General features: G+C 56.7%; 20 protein-coding genes, 1 tRNA gene and 1 other RNA gene. 17 read left to right on the forward strand and 5 right to left on the reverse strand.

Going from position 1 to position 16,900, the window contains the following annotated elements; translation table 11 throughout:
* The first annotated feature begins 134 nt into the window (after nt 1–134).
* A tRNA-Asp gene (locus EUU23_RS03455) sits at nt 135–211 on the forward strand.
* A 12-nt stretch (nt 212–223) separates the two neighbouring features.
* On the opposite strand, the gene EUU23_RS03460 is transcribed toward EUU23_RS03455, so the two are convergent.
* The 5 genes from EUU23_RS03460 to EUU23_RS03480 all read right to left on the reverse strand — a co-directional run bounded on the left by EUU23_RS03460 (nt 224) and on the right by EUU23_RS03480 (nt 1,751).
* Nucleotides 224–460, reverse strand: a complete 237-nt coding sequence (locus tag EUU23_RS03460; protein WP_160352708.1) for a DUF2842 domain-containing protein — start codon at nt 458–460, stop codon at nt 224–226.
* Nucleotides 457–1,026 (reverse strand): 5-formyltetrahydrofolate cyclo-ligase, encoded by a 570-nt coding sequence (locus EUU23_RS03465; RefSeq protein ID WP_160352709.1) that lies wholly within the window; start codon nt 1,024–1,026, stop codon nt 457–459. Before EUU23_RS03465 ends, EUU23_RS03460 begins: the two co-directional genes overlap by 4 nt.
* Before the next feature lie 25 nt (nt 1,027–1,051).
* Nucleotides 1,052–1,208, reverse strand: a non-coding RNA gene (gene ssrS, locus EUU23_RS03470) — 6S RNA.
* Between the two features lie 25 nt (nt 1,209–1,233).
* Nucleotides 1,234–1,560, reverse strand: coding sequence for a cell division protein ZapA (locus tag EUU23_RS03475; protein ID WP_160352710.1), 327 nt, complete (start codon nt 1,558–1,560; stop codon nt 1,234–1,236).
* Nucleotides 1,560–1,751 carry a hypothetical protein gene (locus EUU23_RS03480; protein ID WP_160352711.1) on the reverse strand — a complete coding sequence of 64 codons (192 nt, stop codon included), beginning with the start codon at nt 1,749–1,751 and terminating at the stop codon, nt 1,560–1,562. The genes EUU23_RS03475 and EUU23_RS03480 overlap by 1 nt, the downstream gene beginning before the upstream one ends.
* A gap of 257 nt (nt 1,752–2,008) precedes the next feature.
* Between EUU23_RS03480 and tkt the strand changes: the two genes are divergently transcribed.
* The 16 genes from tkt to nuoG all read left to right on the forward strand — a co-directional run bounded on the left by tkt (nt 2,009) and on the right by nuoG (nt 16,809).
* Complete coding sequence (gene tkt / locus EUU23_RS03485) at nt 2,009–3,976, forward strand: transketolase (RefSeq protein ID WP_160352712.1); 1,968 nt, start codon at nt 2,009–2,011, stop codon at nt 3,974–3,976.
* Nucleotides 3,977–3,987: 11 nt separating this feature from the next.
* On the forward strand, nt 3,988–4,995 hold the full coding sequence (gene gap, locus EUU23_RS03490; RefSeq protein WP_160352713.1) for a type I glyceraldehyde-3-phosphate dehydrogenase: 1,008 nt from the start codon (nt 3,988–3,990) through the stop codon (nt 4,993–4,995).
* A gap of 11 nt (nt 4,996–5,006) precedes the next feature.
* Nucleotides 5,007–6,203, forward strand: coding sequence for a phosphoglycerate kinase (locus tag EUU23_RS03495; protein ID WP_160352714.1), 1,197 nt, complete (start codon nt 5,007–5,009; stop codon nt 6,201–6,203).
* A gap of 78 nt (nt 6,204–6,281) precedes the next feature.
* Nucleotides 6,282–7,169, forward strand: a complete 888-nt coding sequence (locus EUU23_RS03500) for a fructose bisphosphate aldolase (protein ID WP_160352715.1) — start codon at nt 6,282–6,284, stop codon at nt 7,167–7,169.
* Nucleotides 7,170–7,239: 70 nt separating this feature from the next.
* A complete protein-coding gene (thiE, locus tag EUU23_RS03505; RefSeq protein WP_160352716.1) occupies nt 7,240–7,863 on the forward strand; it encodes a thiamine phosphate synthase in 624 nt (207 codons plus the stop codon).
* An 80-nt stretch (nt 7,864–7,943) separates the two neighbouring features.
* Nucleotides 7,944–8,507 carry an elongation factor P gene (gene efp, locus EUU23_RS03510; RefSeq protein ID WP_160352717.1) on the forward strand — a complete coding sequence of 188 codons (564 nt, stop codon included), beginning with the start codon at nt 7,944–7,946 and terminating at the stop codon, nt 8,505–8,507.
* Nucleotides 8,507–9,325, forward strand: a complete 819-nt coding sequence (locus EUU23_RS03515; protein ID WP_160352718.1) for an inositol monophosphatase family protein — start codon at nt 8,507–8,509, stop codon at nt 9,323–9,325. The genes efp and EUU23_RS03515 overlap by 1 nt, the downstream gene beginning before the upstream one ends.
* A gap of 98 nt (nt 9,326–9,423) precedes the next feature.
* A complete protein-coding gene (gene ndhC, locus EUU23_RS03520; protein ID WP_158898634.1) occupies nt 9,424–9,798 on the forward strand; it encodes an NADH-quinone oxidoreductase subunit A in 375 nt (124 codons plus the stop codon).
* Complete coding sequence (locus EUU23_RS03525; protein WP_160352719.1) at nt 9,789–10,325, forward strand: NuoB/complex I 20 kDa subunit family protein; 537 nt, start codon at nt 9,789–9,791, stop codon at nt 10,323–10,325. The genes ndhC and EUU23_RS03525 overlap by 10 nt, the downstream gene beginning before the upstream one ends.
* The gene (locus EUU23_RS03530; RefSeq protein WP_343032672.1) at nt 10,322–11,077 is read left to right on the forward strand and encodes an NADH-quinone oxidoreductase subunit C; all 756 of its coding nucleotides are present in this window, start codon (nt 10,322–10,324) and stop codon (nt 11,075–11,077) included. The genes EUU23_RS03525 and EUU23_RS03530 overlap by 4 nt, the downstream gene beginning before the upstream one ends.
* Complete coding sequence (locus EUU23_RS03535; protein WP_160352720.1) at nt 11,074–12,285, forward strand: NADH-quinone oxidoreductase subunit D; 1,212 nt, start codon at nt 11,074–11,076, stop codon at nt 12,283–12,285. Before EUU23_RS03530 ends, EUU23_RS03535 begins: the two co-directional genes overlap by 4 nt.
* Nucleotides 12,282–12,464, forward strand: coding sequence for a hypothetical protein (locus EUU23_RS03540; protein ID WP_160352721.1), 183 nt, complete (start codon nt 12,282–12,284; stop codon nt 12,462–12,464). The genes EUU23_RS03535 and EUU23_RS03540 overlap by 4 nt, the downstream gene beginning before the upstream one ends.
* Nucleotides 12,457–13,128 carry a complex I 24 kDa subunit family protein gene (locus EUU23_RS03545; protein WP_160352722.1) on the forward strand — a complete coding sequence of 224 codons (672 nt, stop codon included), beginning with the start codon at nt 12,457–12,459 and terminating at the stop codon, nt 13,126–13,128. Before EUU23_RS03540 ends, EUU23_RS03545 begins: the two co-directional genes overlap by 8 nt.
* A 124-nt stretch (nt 13,129–13,252) precedes the next feature.
* Nucleotides 13,253–13,390 (forward strand): hypothetical protein, encoded by a 138-nt coding sequence (locus tag EUU23_RS03550; protein WP_160352723.1) that lies wholly within the window; start codon nt 13,253–13,255, stop codon nt 13,388–13,390.
* Nucleotides 13,390–14,679, forward strand: a complete 1,290-nt coding sequence (gene nuoF, locus EUU23_RS03555) for an NADH-quinone oxidoreductase subunit NuoF (RefSeq protein ID WP_160352724.1) — start codon at nt 13,390–13,392, stop codon at nt 14,677–14,679. Before EUU23_RS03550 ends, nuoF begins: the two co-directional genes overlap by 1 nt.
* Nucleotides 14,680–14,808: 129 nt before the next feature.
* The gene (gene nuoG, locus EUU23_RS03560) at nt 14,809–16,809 is read left to right on the forward strand and encodes an NADH-quinone oxidoreductase subunit NuoG (protein ID WP_160352725.1); all 2,001 of its coding nucleotides are present in this window, start codon (nt 14,809–14,811) and stop codon (nt 16,807–16,809) included.
* The last annotated feature ends 91 nt before the right edge of the window (nt 16,810–16,900 follow it).

Consider the following 16,900-nt stretch of genomic DNA (forward strand, 5'->3'; position numbering starts at 1 on the left):
TTCAGCATATCGCTGTTGGTAGGACGACGGAATTTTGACGCGGTGACCGCGCCATTTGTTACAATTTTGCGAATAGCGACAAAGTGCGTTGACAGAATCTGTCCTCGCTTCTAGTGCGCCTCCACCGCAAGTTAGCGGGTGTAGCTCAGTTGGTTAGAGCGCCGGCCTGTCACGCCGGAGGTCGCGGGTTCGAGCCCCGTCACTCGCGCCACCCCTTAAAAATTCAGGGTAATGGTGGCGCTTTGAACGATCCGGTTTCAATCCAGATCAACAACGGCCGCAATGGCGCAATCCAGATTATTCCAGCGACCAGATAAATGACGGCCTGCGCCAATATATGCATCTGGCCGATATATTCCGACGCGCTTACAATCAGGATAGCCCAAAGCAGAATGATCCCCAATATAGCCAGCATCCCGACAGGTTTGCGCCATGATGGCGGGGTAGGTGGTTTGGTCATAATGTTATCCAGGATTTTTCGGTCAGCATAGCGTCGAGCGGAATGTCCCAAGGGTCATTAGGCAAGACCGCAGCATGCTGTATGCACCAGCCAAGGCCGACGACAAAGCTGTTTTCTAATAGACTCAGTGCTCGGTCATAATGGCCCGCACCCTGTCCAAGGCGCATCAGGCGGTCGTCAAAAGCGACAAGCGGCACCAACAGGACATCGGGCCGCACAACTTCTGCGCTGGCATCAGGTTGCATCAAGCCAAAGGCCCCTGCAATTAACGGTTCGCCCGGCGACCATCGCAAAAAACGCATCGGCGCGCTTTTCGAAGTAACATGGGGCAGGGCGATCTGGCACCCTTGTTCATGGGCCTGGGCCAACAACCGTGAAGGATCGGCCTCGGACCCTTTGGCAATATAGCCAGCCAGGACAGTTCCAGCCTGTAAATGCATGTTCAAAAGACCGGGAATGTGGGAGAAACACAAGGCGCGATCATTGTCCCCCAGATTTCGAACAAAATCATCCCTGATCTGACGGTATCGGGCACGTTGTGTGTTTTTATCCGCAACGCTGTCCACGATATCAATTTCCCTTCAAGGGGTTAGCGGAACCACAATGGGTCGTTTCCCGGAATATCCTCTGACGCCAAAACGTCAGGTGGGCGCCGTTTAGTCTGGACCACGGTCCAAACAGGGACAGCTCCCTTAGATAAATAATCGCCTCAGGGATGTTCTCATCAGTTCGTGCCGTGCAGTCCCGCCACGGTTTATATAGGGTGTCCCGGCTTATTCCTCAAGCCTGTCGGCAAGAGATTCAATTCGACCAGCCAGTTTTTCCAACGCGACTAAGGCTTGGGCGAGCGCCGGGTCGTCGTTGGCCTGCGCTGTTGTACCGCCATTTACTGAACCATTTTTGCTGTCGTGCAATTTATCTGCGAGCAACAGGGCCGAAAAAAGGAGCAACCGGCTTTCATTCAACCCGCCAGAAGAGCCACCCGCTTCACGCGCCATTTCGTCAACCATTGCGCCCAATGTATGAAGTCTGGATTCTTCGCCATCTTTGCACGTGACGATATATTCGCGACCGGCGATCAAAAGCCTGACATCGGCCATCAGCGCGCGCCTCCGGCCAGAATAATGTCTATTTCATTAAGTGCCAAACGTGCCTGCGCTTTCAATTGTTCGTGTTTTTCAAGCAATTTTGAATCCTGAACTCCGTTCGTTCGCGTGGTTGAGACTTGTTCCAACCGGGAAAGAGCGCGCTCGATCCTGCCTATTGTAAGAATTAGTTGTTGCTGGGGCATGAGTTACTCCCGTTATTTCGTGCAATTTAGCAAATTAAACCCATTTGGCAAATGCGCTTCCAAATGACACAGAACCGCGCTTAAGGTGCAATTTGCGCGCCTTTGGCTTGACGCCTGCAACTTCGCTCCGCAAAGGGTGCGCTCCGGCGACTCGGAACTGCCCGGGCTCCGCCAATCAAAGCCGTTTTCTGTGGGCCTCCGGGCTGGAGATAAGCGAGGTCGAAATTGGGTCCGGCCGTAATAGGGGAATGAGATAGATGACTGTCAACCAACGGCAGATGGCCAATGCGATCAGAGCACTGGCTATGGATGCGGTTCAAGCTGCCAATAGCGGGCATCCCGGAATGCCGATGGGCATGGCAGATGTTGCGACAGTTCTTTATTCCGACTTTCTGAAATTCGATCCCGCCGACCCGAAATGGCCTGACCGCGACCGTTTTGTGCTGTCGGCTGGACATGGCTCTATGCTCGCTTATGCCACGCTGCATCTGACAGGTTATGCGCGGCCGACCATGGATAATATCCGCAATTTCCGCCAGTTGCACAGCCCTTGCGCTGGCCACCCTGAAAATTTCGAGCTGGAAGGTGTAGAAGCCACGACTGGGCCCTTGGGGCAAGGTCTGGCGATGGCAGTCGGTATGGCCATTGCCGAGCGGCACCTGAACGCGGTTTTCGGTGATCAGTTGGTGGACCATAGAACATGGGTCGTTGCTGGCGACGGCTGCCTGATGGAAGGCATCAACCATGAGGCGATCGGCCTTGCCGGACATCTTGGCCTCGGTCGTTTGAATGTGTTGTGGGACGACAACCGGATCACCATCGACGGTGCGGTCGATCTGTCGTCGAGCGAAGATATCGCTGCGCGCTATGCCGCCACCGGATGGCATGTTGTCAAATGCGACGGGCATGATTTCGACGACATCAGGCGTGCGATGGCAGAGGCCGTCGCGGACCCGCGGCCGTCGTTGATCGCCTGCCACACGATCATCGGCTATGGCGCCCCCAACAAGCAGGGCAGTTCCAAGGTCCATGGATCTCCGCTGGGCGACGAAGAAATAGCCGCCACACGCCAGCAACTTGGCTGGGACAGCGCCCCGTTTGAAGTGCCCGACGACATTTTGTCGGCTTGGCGCGCATTGGGTGTCAAGGGCGTATCAGCTAAGAATGAATGGCAAGTACGGCTTTCAAATAGCTCCAATAAAACCGAATTCATGCGTCGCATGGCAGGCGATATCGACGCAACGTCGGCGATGTCGGCCTATAAGGCGCAGCTAGCTGTGGACCAGCCCAAGGCCGCAACGCGCAAATCTTCCGAAATGGCTCTGGGTCCTTTGACCGAGGCATTTCCGGAATTGTTGGGCGGTTCCGCCGATCTGACCGGTTCAAACAACACCAAAACATCTTTTACCAAGCCTCTGAATAAAGATGATTATTCGGGCCGATATATCTATTATGGTATCCGTGAATTCGGCATGGCGGCGGCGATGAACGGGATGGCTTTGCACGGCGGCGTCGTTCCTTTTGGCGGCACGTTCTTGATCTTCTCTGACTATGCCCGCCCCGCAATTCGCCTGTCGGCATTGCAAGGGTTGCGGGTTGTTTACGTGCTGACCCATGACAGCATCGGGCAGGGCGAAGACGGCCCTACGCACCAACCGATCGAACAATTGCAGAGCCTGCGAATGATCCCGAACCTCGAAGTTTTCCGCCCTTGCGATGCCATTGAAGTGGCAGAATGTTGGCAACTCGCGCTGGAACGCAATGATGGGCCGTCCGTATTGGCTCTTTCGCGTCAGGATTTGGCGATGGTGCGGACGTCGGTTGACAGCAATATGTCCGCCAAGGGTGCTTACCGCATCCAGTCCGCCGGGACCGCGCGTAAGGTCATCCTGATCGCCACCGGGTCGGAAGTGGCGCTGGCCGCCGAAGTCGCGGCGCAGTTGGAAGCCAAGGGTATCGGCGCGGATGTGGTATCCATGCCCAGCATGACCCGTTTTCTGGCGCAGGATGCAGCCTACCGGAACGACGTGCTGCCGGATGATGGCACGCTACGTGTGTCGATTGAAGCTGGCACCACCTTTGGCTGGAGCGATATTACCGGCTCAAACGGACTGAATATCGGTCTCGACCGCTTCGGAGCATCGGCGCCCGGCAAGGTTCTGATGGACCATTTTGGTTTCTCTGCCGACAAAATTACCCCTCAAATCATCGCCAAATTAGGCTGATAGGAGCATATATGACTGTCAAAGTAGCTATTAACGGATTTGGCCGCATTGGTCGTTTGGTTGCCCGCGCGATACTTGAGCGCGATGACCATGACCTGGAACTCGTTGCGATCAACGATCTGGCCCCGGCAAAGGCGAATGCATTGCTGTTCAAGCGCGATAGCGTGCATGGTCCATTCCCAGGCACGGTCGAAGCAGATGGCAACGACATCATCGTCAATGGCAAGCGCATCCATGTGACTGCCGAGCGTGACCCTGCAAACCTGCCGCACGCCGCAAACGGTGTCGATATTGCGCTGGAATGCACCGGCTTCTTCACGGATCGTGCCAGTGCCGAAAAACATCTGGCCGCTGGCGCCAAGCGCGTGCTGATTTCGGCGCCAGGCAAAAATGTAGATAAAACAGTGGTTTTCGGGGTCAACCATGAAGTATTGACTGCCGCCGACGTGATTGTTTCCAACGCAAGCTGCACCACCAACTGCCTGGCGCCGCTCGCGAAGGTCCTGAACGACGCCATCGGTATCGAGCGCGGCCTGATGACCACCATCCACAGCTACACCAATGACCAGAAAATTCTGGACCAGATCCACGACGATATGCGCCGTGCACGCGCCGCTGCGATGTCGATGATCCCCACCACCACCGGCGCTGCCCGTGCGGTGGGTGAGGTTATGCCCGAACTGAAGGGCAAGCTGGACGGTTCGGCAATTCGTGTGCCGACGCCCAATGTCAGCATCGTCGATCTGACCTTCACGCCAAAGCGTGACACCACCAAGGAAGAGGTAAACGCGCTGCTCAAGGCGGCTTCGGAAGGCGCGCTGAAGGGCGTTTTGGCCTATTCGGACGAGCCGCTGGTTTCGATCGATTATAACCATTGCCCGGCCAGCTCGACCATCGATAGCCTGGAAACAGCGGTTATCGACGGTAAACTGGTTCGCGTTCTGAGCTGGTATGACAATGAATGGGGCTTCTCCAACCGTATGGTGGATACAGCCGGCGTCATTGGCAAGCTGCTGTAAGGGCTGAAACCATGGCATTTCGCACTTTGGACGATCTTGGGGACATCAAGGGCAAGCGCGCGCTGGTGCGTGTTGACCTGAACGTCCCCATGGCCGACGGCCGTGTCACCGATGACATGCGCCTGCGCGCCTTGTTGCCGACCGTATTGGAGCTGAGCAACAAGGGCGCCAAGGTGCTGCTGCTGGCGCATTTTGGTCGTCCAAAGGGTGCAAAGCATAGTGAAATGTCGGTTTCCATGGTGCTGGACGCGCTGCAGGAAGTTGTCGGGCGAGAAATCATGTTTGTGCCCGAAATTGCGGGTGATGTAGTGCGGCAATCGGTTGGTATCCTTGCCGATGGTGATATCGCGCTACTCGAGAACACACGCTTCTGGCCGGGCGAGGAAAAGAACGATCCGGAACTGGCGAAGGCTGTTGCGGAAAATGGCGATTTCTACGTGAATGACGCATTCTCCGCCGCACACCGGGCACATATGTCGACCGAAGGGCTGGCCCATGTATTGCCTGCTTATGCCGGTCGCTCGATGGAGGCCGAACTCAAGGCGCTGGAAGCGGCCTTGGGTAATCCTGAACATCCCGTAGCGGCTGTCGTCGGCGGAGCGAAGGTTTCTACCAAGCTCGACGTGCTCAACAATCTGGTGAAGCAAGTCGATCACCTGATCATCGGTGGCGGCATGGCCAACACCTTTTTGGCGGCGCGCGGCATCGATGTGGGCAAGTCGCTGTGCGAACATGACCTCGCTGACACCGCGAACGCCATTTTGGAAACCGCGGATGCATCGGGATGCACTGTCCATCTCCCTTATGACGTCGTGACGTCAGTCGAATTCCGCAGCAATCCGCCGATCCGGACCGTCAATGTACACGAAGTCGCTAAGGATGAAATGATCTTGGACGTCGGCCCTGCCGCTGTTGAAGCACTCGCCGATGTGTTGAAAACGTGCAAAACCTTGGTTTGGAACGGCCCTTTGGGTGCGTTCGAGATGGAGCCTTTCGATAAGGCAACCGTAGCTTTGGCAAAGACCGCCGCCGCGTTGACCAAAGAAGGTTCGCTTATCTCGGTTGCCGGTGGCGGCGATACTGTCGCTGCTTTGGCCCATGCCGGTGTCTCGAACGATTTCACCTTCGTTTCCACCGCCGGCGGTGCGTTTCTCGAATGGATGGAAGGCAAGCCCTTACCGGGAGTAGATGCGCTTCAAACGGATTAACCCCACGGGGCGCATTGCCCCGTTTTTTTTATTGTGCTCTTGCATACGTATGCAAACAGGAAAGATTAGGAATTGAGAATGCACGATCCGAAAATGTTCGACAAGATCGCCAGCGGCGCAGGCTTTATCGCCGCGCTCGACCAGAGCGGTGGTTCGACCCCCAAGGCGTTGCGTGGCTATGGCGTTGAAGAGGACGCCTATAGCAATGATGAGGAAATGTTTTGCCTGATCCACGACATGCGGACCCGCATCATCACATCGCCCAGCTTTTCCAACGGCAAGGTGATTGGGGCGATCCTGTTCGAACGCACCATGGACGGTACAGCAGACGGCAAGCCCGTACCAACGGCACTGTGGGAACGCGGCGTCGTTCCTTTTCTGAAAGTCGACAAGGGACTGGAAGACGAAGCCGACGGGGTTCAGATGATGAAACCGATGCCGGAACTCGACAGTTTGCTGGCCCGCGCGCGGGAAAAGGGCGTGTTCGGCACCAAGAAGCGCTCGGTCATCAACAGCGCGTCGCCCACGGGAATCGCGGCAATTGTGAAGCAGCAGTTTGAAGTTGCCGAACAGATTTTGGGCCAAGGCCTGATGCCGATTATCGAACCTGAAGTGAACATCAAGAGTGCGGATCGGGCACAAAGCGACGTGATCCTGCGCGACGAAATCCTGAAGGCTCTCGACAATGTGTCGGGTGACCACAAGGTCATGCTGAAGCTTTCAATCCCGGCCGAAGCCGGACTGTTCGATCCGCTGGTCCAGCATCCGCGCGTACTGCGTGTGGTGGCGCTGTCCGGCGGATTTGCCCGCCCCGAAGCATGCGTGGAATTGGCAAAGAACCAGGGTATCATAGCCAGCTTCTCGCGCGCGTTGCTGGAGGACCTGCGTCACCAGATGACCGACGCCGAATTCGACGCCTCGCTTGGCGGTGCGATTGACGAGATTGCCTCCGCTTCGGCGACCTGAGGTTGGAGAGGGGCTGGCGGCTATGCGTAAGACATTTGCCGCCAGCCTAAACCCCCGCTAAAGGCGCGGCATGACCGACATTGGATGCCAGCTATATCTCATTTCCCCGCTCGACGTTGGCGGGGCATTTCCTGAAAAACTAGAACAGGCCTTGGCCGTTGGACCCGTTGCGGCGTTCCAGTTTCGGGTCAAGGGCATTGACCAGCATGAAGCAACTGCCTTGGCGGCACCGTTGCAGGAAATCTGTGCACGGCATGACGTCGCTTTTATCGTCAATGATAGCATTTCGCTTGCCAAACGCCTGAAGGCCGACGGCGTTCATCTGGGGCAGGGTGACGGCGATGCGCGGGATGCCCGTGAACAACTGGGCCGCGATGCCCAGATCGGGGTGACATGCCACAACAGCCGCCATCTGGCGATGGAAGCGGCCGAGGCCGGGGCGGATTATGTCGCCTTTGGCGCATTTTTCCCGACGAACACCAAAGAGGTCAAGCATATCGCCGAACTCGATACCGTGCAGAAATGGACGCTGGTGACGGAAATCCCATGTGTCGCCATTGGTGGAATCACGCCGGACAATGCAAAGCCGCTTGTCGAGGCTGGTGCCGATTTTCTGGCGGTGTCCGGTGCGGTGTGGAATCATCCCCAAGGTCCCGCCGAAGCGGTAAAAGCGTTTAACGCCCTGCTTGCCTAATTCGGTCGCGCCCGTTAAAGGCCGCGACCAACGGCACGCAGCGCGTGTCTGCTCTTTCCATTTGTTAGCGAGTTCGTTCCATGAAAATCAACGCGGTTGAAATCAAGCCGGGTAACATCCTTGAATATGAAAACGGTCTGTGGCGTGTGGTAAAAACCGCGCATACCCAGCCGGGCAAGGGCGGGGCCTATATGCAGGTCGAACTCAAAAACCTGCGTGATGGCCGCAAGAACAACATCCGTTTCCGTTCGGCTGAAAGTGTCGAAAAGGTTCGTCTCGACCAGAAAGATTTCCAGTTCCTCTATGCCGAAGGCGAGAATCTCGTTTTCATGGACAAGGAAACCTATGATCAGGTGACCCTACCAAGCGACCTTTTGGGCGATGCCGCTGCATTCCTGCAGGATGGGATGGATGTCGTTATGGAAATGTATGAGGAAGAGGCGCTTTCCGTGGCCTTGCCGGACCAGATCGAAGCAACCGTTGTTGAAGCCGACGCGGTCGTTAAAGGGCAGACAGCTTCGTCCAGTTACAAGCCAGCCATCCTTGATAACGGCGTGCGCGTCATGGTGCCGCCGTTCATCAGCGCAGGCACGCGGATTGTCGTAGATGTTTACGAACGGGAATATGTCCGGAAGGCTGACTGATGCCTGCACTGACCGGTCTTTTGACCATCATGGAAAAAGCAGCCCGCAAAGCGGGTGGCAAATTGCGTCGCGATTTCGGTGAGATCGAGCATCTGCAGGTTTCGCAAAAGGGGCCGGCTGACTTTGTATCCAAGGCCGATGAACGCGCCGAAGACACTATTTTCCGCGAACTGGAAATTGCCCGGCCTGACTGGGGCTTTCTTTTGGAAGAAGGCGGCGAAATTGCGGGGGCCGATGGCAAGCCGCGCTTCATTGTCGATCCGCTCGACGGGACAAGCAACTTTCTACACGGTATTCCGCATTTCGCGATTTCGATTGCTGTGCAAGACCCAAAACCCGACGGTTCGGGATGGGGCGATATCTTCGCCGGGTTGGTATACAACCCGATTACCGATGAAAGCTTTTGGGCGGAGCGTGGCAAGGGCGCCTGGCTCGGGCACCGCCGCATGCGGGTGTCGGCGCGTCGTCAATTGAACGAAGCGCTGGTCGCCACTGGAACCCCATATAAGGGGCATGGCGACTTTGAAGAATGGGGTAAGATATTTGCCGCCATAGGTCCGCAAGTCGCCGGCATCCGTCGTTTTGGTGCCGCCAGCCTAGACCTCGCCTGGCTTGCAGCCGGACGTTACGACGGCTTTTGGGAAAGTGGGCTTTCGGCATGGGATACAGCGGCGGGATGCCTGCTGGTGCGTGAAGCCGGTGGCTTTGTAACCGACTATCGGGGGCGCAGTCCGCACATCGCTGACACGCAGGTTCTGGCCGCAAATGACATTTTGCACAGCAAGCTGCACAAGTTGTTGGCAGGTGCTTTGAAATAAACCGCTAAAATGGCTTGAAAAGCGGAGTGCAGGCCTTGCAGGCTGGGATTCTTCTGCCTAAAAGCGCGGCACGTTTACGGGGCCAAAGCGAGTCTGTTATGACTGATTTATCGCAATATCTGCCGATCTTATTATTTCTGTTTGTGGCGCTTGCCCTGTCGTCGGCGTTTGTGTTTTTACCTATGGGCGTGTCGCGGTTAACGGGATCGCACCAGCCGACCGAGGCAAAGCTTGCGGAATATGAGTGCGGGTTTCCTGCGTTTGAAGATTCGCGCAGCCAGTTTGATGTCCGTTTTTACCTTGTCGCCATCCTGTTCATCATCTTCGATCTCGAAGCTGCGTTCCTGTTTCCTTGGGCCGTCAGCTTGGGTGAAACGGGCTGGGTGGGCTGGGGCACCATGATGCTGTTCCTGTTCGAACTGGTCATAGGCTTTATTTATGCGTGGAAAGTGGGAGCCCTCGAATGGGAGTAATCGCGCAGACACCGGCGGACGCATCCGTTCCTGATTCCGGTTTCTTCAACGATATTGAAAGCGAAGTAAGCGACAAAGGCTTTGTCGTTTCGTCGACGGAAGATCTGTTTAACTGGGCACGGACCGGTTCGTTGTGGCCAATGACTTTTGGTCTGGCCTGCTGTGCGGTCGAGATGATCCACGGTTATATGCCGCGTTATGACTTTGAACGTTTCGGTATCGCACCGCGCGCATCCCCGCGTCAGTCCGACGTCATGATTGTTGCCGGCACGCTGTGCAACAAAATGGCGCCGGCGTTACGCAAGGTCTACGACCAGATGTCGGAACCCAAATATGTCATTTCCATGGGCAGCTGTGCCAATGGCGGCGGCTATTATCATTATAGCTATAGTGTCGTGCGCGGTTGCGACCGGATTGTTCCGGTAGACATCTACGTACCCGGATGCCCTCCGACAGCGGAAGCGCTGCTTTATGGTATCATGCAGCTGCAGCGGAAGATCCGCCGGGTAGGGACACTCGAACGGTGACCCATTCTGCTCCGCATATGGAAAAGCCGAAAGGCACCGTTGCCGCGATCAAGAAGCTGCTGGGCAAAGACCTCGTCAGCGTGGATGAGGCCAATGGCGAACTCGCGCTGCATGTGAAGCGGGATGCTCTGGTGGGCGTCCTCACCCAACTGCGCGATGAATGCGGATATCAACAACTCATGGAAATTGCGGGGGTCGATTGGCCCGACCGCGATCCGCGTTTTGAGATCGTCTATTTCCTGCTGAGCCTCACCAAAAACCACCGCATCCGCGTCCATGTGACGACCAGCGAAGATGTCGCTGTTCCATCGGTGACCGGCATCTGGCCTGTCGCTGGCTGGTTGGAACGTGAAGTGTTCGATATGTATGGCGTGCTGTTCTCTGGCAATGAGGATCTCCGCCGTATCCTGACCGACTATGGCTTCACCGGCCATCCGCAGCGCAAGGATTTCCCGCTGACCGGCTATGTAGAGTTGCGTTATTCCGAAGAAGAAAAGCGCGTAAAATATGAGCCGGTGCAGCTGGCACAGGATTTCCGCAGCTTCGACTTCCTCTCGCCATGGGAAGGTGCGGACTATGTGCTGCCCGGTGATGAGAAGGTGATCAAATCAAACGAACCGCCGCGTGGCACGCCGCCGCAGGTGAATGATCCCAAAACGACGGATAAGCCATCGCAGACCGGCGCCGGAGCGGCGGCCAATGTGGAAGCTAAAAAGCGCACGGTGCGGAAACCGAAGGCGGTGAAAGAATGAACCTTCAACAGGATCTGGCCCCCACCACCGGTGATGAGGTCATCGAAAACTACACGATTAACTTCGGTCCGCAGCATCCAGCAGCGCACGGCGTGTTGCGTCTGGTCATGGAGTTGGATGGTGAAATTGTCGAGCGGCTCGACCCCCATATCGGCCTGCTGCATCGCGGCACCGAAAAGCTGATCGAATATAAGACCTATTTGCAGGCGCTACCCTATTTCGACCGGCTCGATTATGCGTCGCCCTTGGCGATGGAACATAGCTATGTACTGGCGATCGAGAAGCTGCTGAACCTCGAAGTGCCGTTGCGCGCGCAATATTTGCGTGTGTTCTTTGCGGAAATGACCCGCATTTCGAACCATCTGCTCAACATCGCGCACCATGCGCTCGACGTGGGCGCGATGACGCCGGGTCTGTGGCTTTACGAAGCGCGCGAAGATTGCATGGGCTTTTTTGAACGCGCCAGCGGTGCGCGGATGCACACCGCATGGTTCCGTCCCGGCGGCGTGCATCAGGATGTGCCGCTGAAGCTGTTGACCGATATTGGCGAATGGCTCGACGACCGTCTGCCGCGCCTGTTTGAAGACGCGATGAAGCTTGTTGTCGACAACCGCATTTTCAAACAGCGCAACGTCGATATTGCTATCGTCAGTCGTGAAGACTCGATCAAATGGGGCTTTTCCGGCCCGATGATCCGCGCGGCGGGCATCCCCTGGGATATCCGCAAAAGTCAGCCTTATGACGTTTATGCCAAGATGGATTTCGACATTCCCGTCGGCACGCGAGGCGATTGCTACGACCGCTTCATGGTCCGCGTCGAGGAAGTGCGCCAGTCGATCCGCATCATGAAACAATGCCTTAGCCAAATGCCCGAAGGCCCTGTGTGCAGCGACGACCGCAAGATCGTCCCGCCCAAGCGCGCCGAAATGAAGCAGAGCATGGAAGCGTTGATCCACCATTTCAAACTGTACACCGAAGGCTTCAAGGTTCCGGCAGGCAGCGTCTATGTCGCTACCGAAAGCCCAAAGGGCGAGTTTGGCGTCTATCTGGTGTCGGATGGCACCAACAAACCCTATCGCTGCAAAATCCGCCCGACAGCCTTCTCGCATTTGCAGGCCATGGACTTCATGTCGCGCGGCCACATGCTGGCGGACACGACCGCTATTTTAGGCGCGCTCGACATTGTGTTCGGGGAGTGTGACCGGTGATTTTGAGAGAAGTCCTGTTCATGGCGGCTGCCCTATTGGGGTCGTTTGCACTGGTGGCGACCTATCTCTGGCTGTTTCATAGCCACGTAAATGTGAAAGAACTCGGTTCGACCGGGGCGGCCATGGCCTTTGGCGCTTACGCCGGACGAATTTGGGGACGTAAGGAACGACATGGCTGACGCAGCACATATCCCTGACGAAGCAGAAACCCGCGCAAAGTGGGGCAATTTTGCTTTCTCGCCCGAATATAAGAAGAAAGCCGACATCTATATCGGCCGCTACCCCGCTGGTCGTCAGCAATCAGCGGTGATGGCGCTGCTCGACCTTGCCCAGCGGCAGGTTGGAGAAGAGACGAAGACGCAGGGCTGGCTGCCGGTTCCGGTCATCGAATATGTCGCCCAATATCTCGGCATGCCCTATATGCGCGCCTATGAGGTTGCGACCTTCTACACCATGTACAACCTTGCGCCCGTTGGCCGTTATCATGTGCAGGTGTGCGGAACGACCCCGTGCATGCTGCGTGGATCGGACGATATCATGGCGGCGTGCAAAAACCGCGGTCTTGTCAAAGGTGCGACCACGCCGGACGGTTTGTTCACGCTGACCGAAGTCGAGTGCATGGGCAACTGTTCCTCCGCACCGATGGTCCAGATCAACGATGATAATTTCGAAGATCTCGATTATGACAGCATGACCGCGATCCTTGGGGATCTGGCCGATGGTAAGCAGCCCAAGATTGGCACGCAATTGCCCGGACGGCATACGGTGGAACCCTATGGCGGGCCGACGACATTGAAGGCGATGGTCGACAAGAATCATGATTATCGGGGGGAGTGGAAGTGAATCAACTTTTACACTCTACCCACCGTCACCCTGAACTTGGTTCAGGGTCCTACTTCAGGACGTTGAAAACTAAGATGCTGAAACAAGTTCAGCATGACGGGTTTTTGAAGTGGGAGCTAAACTAATGGAATGGCTTCCCCTCATCGGCGTTCTGGTCGCCGCATTCGTCGCTTGGAAATTGCTGACCGGCATCATTAAGCTCGCGGTAATCGGTCTGATCATCGCAGGCGGTGCCTGGTTCATGCTGGGAGGATTGGGTTGATGCTCCAGGATAAAGACCGTATTTTCACCAACCTCTATGGCTATCAGGATTTCGGCCTGAAAGCTGCGCAAAAGCGTGGAGATTGGGACAAGACTGCCGCTTTGATGAAAGTCGGGCAGGATGCGATTATCGAGGAAGTGAAAGCTTCCGGTTTGCGCGGACGCGGCGGGGCAGGGTTCCCGACGGGGATGAAGTGGAGCTTCATGCCCAAGGCTCCGACACCCGAACGTCCCAACTTTCTCGTCATCAACGCCGATGAATCTGAGCCCGGTTCGTGCAAGGACCGCGAAATCATCCGTCATGATCCGCACAAGCTGATCGAAGGTGCGCTGATTGCTGGTTTCGCCATGCGCGCCCGGGCCGCCTATATCTACATTCGCGGCGAATATATTTTCGAAGCCAAGGTCCTCGAAAAGGCTGTGGCCGAGGCGTATGCCGCTGGCCTGCTCGGCAAGAATGCTGCCAAATCGGGCTATGATTTCGACGTCTTCGTCCATCGCGGCGCAGGCGCATATATTTGCGGTGAAGAAACCGCGATGATCGAAAGTCTGGAAGGCAAAAAAGGCCAACCGCGCCTGAAACCGCCTTTCCCGGCAGGCGCCGGCCTTTATGGCTGCCCGACGACTGTGAACAATGTGGAGAGCATCGCGGTGGTTCCGACCATCCTGCGGCGCGGCGCTGCGTGGTTCAAAAGCTTTGGCCGTGAAAACAACCATGGCACGAAGCTGTTCCAGATCTCGGGCCATGTCGAAAAGCCCTGCGTCGTCGAAGAGTCGATGAGCATTCCGTTCCGCGAGTTGATTGAAAAGCATTGCGGCGGTGTGCGCGGCGGGTGGGACAATCTGCTCGCAGTGATCCCCGGCGGATCGTCGGTTCCTTTGGTTCCCGCCGCCATGATGATGGACGTGCCGATGGATTTCGACGGCTGCAAGGAAGTCGGCTCCGGTCTTGGCACTGCCGCGGTCATCGTAATGGACAAGTCCACCGACATCGTCCGCGCCATTTCGCGGTTATCGTATTTCTACAAGCATGAAAGCTGCGGCCAATGCACGCCGTGCCGTGAAGGAACAGGCTGGATGTGGCGTGTGATGGAACGCATGCGTACCGGCGATGCCGCGGCATCCGAGATCGACATGCTGTATGAAGTCACCAAACAGGTCGAAGGCCACACCATCTGCGCGCTTGGCGATGCAGCGGCGTGGCCGATTCAGGGCCTCATCAAGCATTTCCGCCCCGAGATGGAGCGACGGATTGCGGAACGCGGCGCGATGTTGGAGGCGGCGGAGTGACGCATAACTCAGCCACCACCGTCACCCTGAACTTGTTTCAGGGTCTATTTAGCCTTTCTAGCTCCGGACGTGCTTCACGATGGATGCTGAAACAAGTTCAGCATGACGGTAAAGTAAAAGGTTCGGTCCATGCCTAAAGTCACTGTAGACGGCCTCGAAATCGAAGTCCCCGCTGGAGCCACCGTGCTGCAAGCATGTGAGCTTGCGGGCAAGGAAATTCCGCGTTTCTGCTATCATGAGCGGCTGTCCATTGCGGGCAATTGCCGTATGTGTCTGGTGGAGGTTGCTCCCGGTCCACCCAAGCCGCAGGCAAGTTGCGCACTGCCTGCGACCGAAGGGCAAATCATCAAGACCGACAGCCCGATGGTGAAGAAGGCGCGGGAAGGGGTGATGGAGTTCCTCCTGATCAACCACCCGCTCGATTGCCCGATTTGCGATCAGGGCGGGGAATGCGATTTGCAGGACCAGTCCGTGGCCTATGGCCGGGGCGCCTCGCGCTATGATGAGAATAAGCGTGCGGTGACCGAGAAATATATGGGCCCTATCGTCAAGACGGTGATGACCCGCTGCATCCAGTGCACCCGCTGCGTCCGTTTTGCGGAAGAAGTTGCAGGAATTGAAGAAATCGGTGCAATCGGTCGCGGCGAGAATATGCAGATCACCAGCTATCTGGAACGTGCGGTGACCAGCGAATTGTCCGGCAATGTGGTTGACCTGTGCCCCGTGGGCGCGCTGACGTCGAAACCTTATGCGTTTGAGGCCCGTCCGTGGGAACTCAAAAAGACGCCGAGCATCGACGTTATGGATGCCGTTGGCACCAATATCCGTCTCGACAGCCGGGGTCGTGCCGTGCTGCGCGCTTTGCCGCGGATCAACGATGATGTGAATGAAGAATGGGCGTCGGATAAAACCCGTCACGCCGTCGACGGTTTGACCCATCGTCGCCTCGACAAGCCTTATGTCCGCAAGGACGGCAAGCTGGTCGCCGTAAGCTGGGCCGAGGCATTTGACGCTGTGAAGGCACATTGGTCGGGCGAAGCCGCGGTGCTTGCAGGTGACCAGGTCGATTGCGAAACCATGTTCGCCGCGCGCGAGCTTGCCGGTTCGGCGATGCTCGAAGGCCGCCAGACCGGTCTTGCCTATGACACCTCGTCGTTGAGCGCGGTTAATTTCAATACCACCATCGCTGGCATCGAAAATGCCGATGTCATTTTGCTCGTGGGCAGCGACCTGCGTCGCGAAGCCGCGTTGGTAAACACCCGTGTGCAGAAGGCTGTCCGCAAAAAGGGTGCGAAGGTTTTCGCGATCGGTCCGGTGACCGACCTGACTTATAAGGTCGAGTGGCTGGGCGACGATCTTTCGGCCTTGACCAAAGCGTCCAAGGCGTTGGCGGATGCATTGAAGGCGGCTGAGCGTCCCGCGATCATCGTCGGCGGCGGCGCTCTCCGCTACGAAGGCGTCCACGGCGCGGCATTGGCCTTTGCCAAAAAGTATAAATTGGTGCGTGATGGCTGGAACGGTTTCAACGTCCTGCATTTCGCGGCGGCCCGCATGGGTGGCCTGATGCTGGGTTATGCCTATGACGGCGGAATCAAGGCATTGGCGAAGAAAAAGCCGAAGCTGGCGTTTTTCCTTGGTGCGGATGAGGTGGATTACAGCCTCTTTGCCAAGACGTTCAAAGTCTATGTCGGCCATCACGGCGATCAGGGCGCACATCATGCCGATGTGATCCTGCCGGGTGCAGCTTACAGCGAAAAATCCGGTACCTATGTAAACCTCGAAGGTCGCGTCCAGCGCGGTGAACGTGCGATATTCCCGCCCGGAGATGCCCGTGAAGATTGGGCGATTTTCCGTGCGCTGTCCGATGTGCTCGGCAAGCGTCTGCCATTCGATAGTCTTGATGCGCTGCATGCAGAAATGGCGAAGGCCGTTCCTGCTCTCGGCGTAGAAGGTCTGGCCAATTATGGCTGGAGCGAACCCAAACTGCCTGCGATGGTCAGCGGCAAGATCGCCGACTATCCGATCAAGGATTTTTACCTCACCAACGCCATTTGCCGCGCGTCGGAGACGATGCAACGCTGCTCGGCCGAACTGGTGCATGGTGAAGAGTTTCTGGAGGCAGCGGAATGAGAGCACAGCGCGCCACGACGCACACTGTCACCCTGAACTTGTTTCAGGGTCTTACTGCTGCGACATCAATAACTAAGATGCTGAAACAAGT

Origin of the sequence: Sphingorhabdus profundilacus (assembly GCF_009769755.1) — a bacterium.
GTDB classification, from domain to species: Bacteria; Pseudomonadota; Alphaproteobacteria; order Sphingomonadales; family Sphingomonadaceae; genus Sphingorhabdus_B; species Sphingorhabdus_B profundilacus.

What these genes read in the sequence shown, in the direction of transcription:
- EUU23_RS03460 (WP_160352708.1), bottom strand. Translation starts at nt 460, where the DNA reads ATGACCAAACCACCTACCCCGCCATCATGGCGCAAACCTGTCGGGATG.
- EUU23_RS03475 (WP_160352710.1), bottom strand. Translation starts at nt 1,560, where the DNA reads ATGGCCGATGTCAGGCTTTTGATCGCCGGTCGCGAATATATCGTCACG.
- EUU23_RS03480 (WP_160352711.1), bottom strand. Translation starts at nt 1,751, where the DNA reads ATGCCCCAGCAACAACTAATTCTTACAATAGGCAGGATCGAGCGCGCT.
- tkt (WP_160352712.1), top strand. Translation starts at nt 2,009, where the DNA reads ATGACTGTCAACCAACGGCAGATGGCCAATGCGATCAGAGCACTGGCT.
- gap (WP_160352713.1), top strand. Translation starts at nt 3,988, where the DNA reads ATGACTGTCAAAGTAGCTATTAACGGATTTGGCCGCATTGGTCGTTTG.
- EUU23_RS03495 (WP_160352714.1), top strand. Translation starts at nt 5,007, where the DNA reads ATGGCATTTCGCACTTTGGACGATCTTGGGGACATCAAGGGCAAGCGC.
- EUU23_RS03500 (WP_160352715.1), top strand. Translation starts at nt 6,282, where the DNA reads ATGCACGATCCGAAAATGTTCGACAAGATCGCCAGCGGCGCAGGCTTT.
- thiE (WP_160352716.1), top strand. Translation starts at nt 7,240, where the DNA reads ATGACCGACATTGGATGCCAGCTATATCTCATTTCCCCGCTCGACGTT.
- efp (WP_160352717.1), top strand. Translation starts at nt 7,944, where the DNA reads ATGAAAATCAACGCGGTTGAAATCAAGCCGGGTAACATCCTTGAATAT.
- EUU23_RS03515 (WP_160352718.1), top strand. Translation starts at nt 8,507, where the DNA reads ATGCCTGCACTGACCGGTCTTTTGACCATCATGGAAAAAGCAGCCCGC.
- ndhC (WP_158898634.1), top strand. Translation starts at nt 9,424, where the DNA reads ATGACTGATTTATCGCAATATCTGCCGATCTTATTATTTCTGTTTGTG.
- EUU23_RS03525 (WP_160352719.1), top strand. Translation starts at nt 9,789, where the DNA reads ATGGGAGTAATCGCGCAGACACCGGCGGACGCATCCGTTCCTGATTCC.
- EUU23_RS03535 (WP_160352720.1), top strand. Translation starts at nt 11,074, where the DNA reads ATGAACCTTCAACAGGATCTGGCCCCCACCACCGGTGATGAGGTCATC.
- EUU23_RS03545 (WP_160352722.1), top strand. Translation starts at nt 12,457, where the DNA reads ATGGCTGACGCAGCACATATCCCTGACGAAGCAGAAACCCGCGCAAAG.
- EUU23_RS03550 (WP_160352723.1), top strand. Translation starts at nt 13,253, where the DNA reads ATGGAATGGCTTCCCCTCATCGGCGTTCTGGTCGCCGCATTCGTCGCT.
- nuoF (WP_160352724.1), top strand. Translation starts at nt 13,390, where the DNA reads ATGCTCCAGGATAAAGACCGTATTTTCACCAACCTCTATGGCTATCAG.
- nuoG (WP_160352725.1), top strand. Translation starts at nt 14,809, where the DNA reads ATGCCTAAAGTCACTGTAGACGGCCTCGAAATCGAAGTCCCCGCTGGA.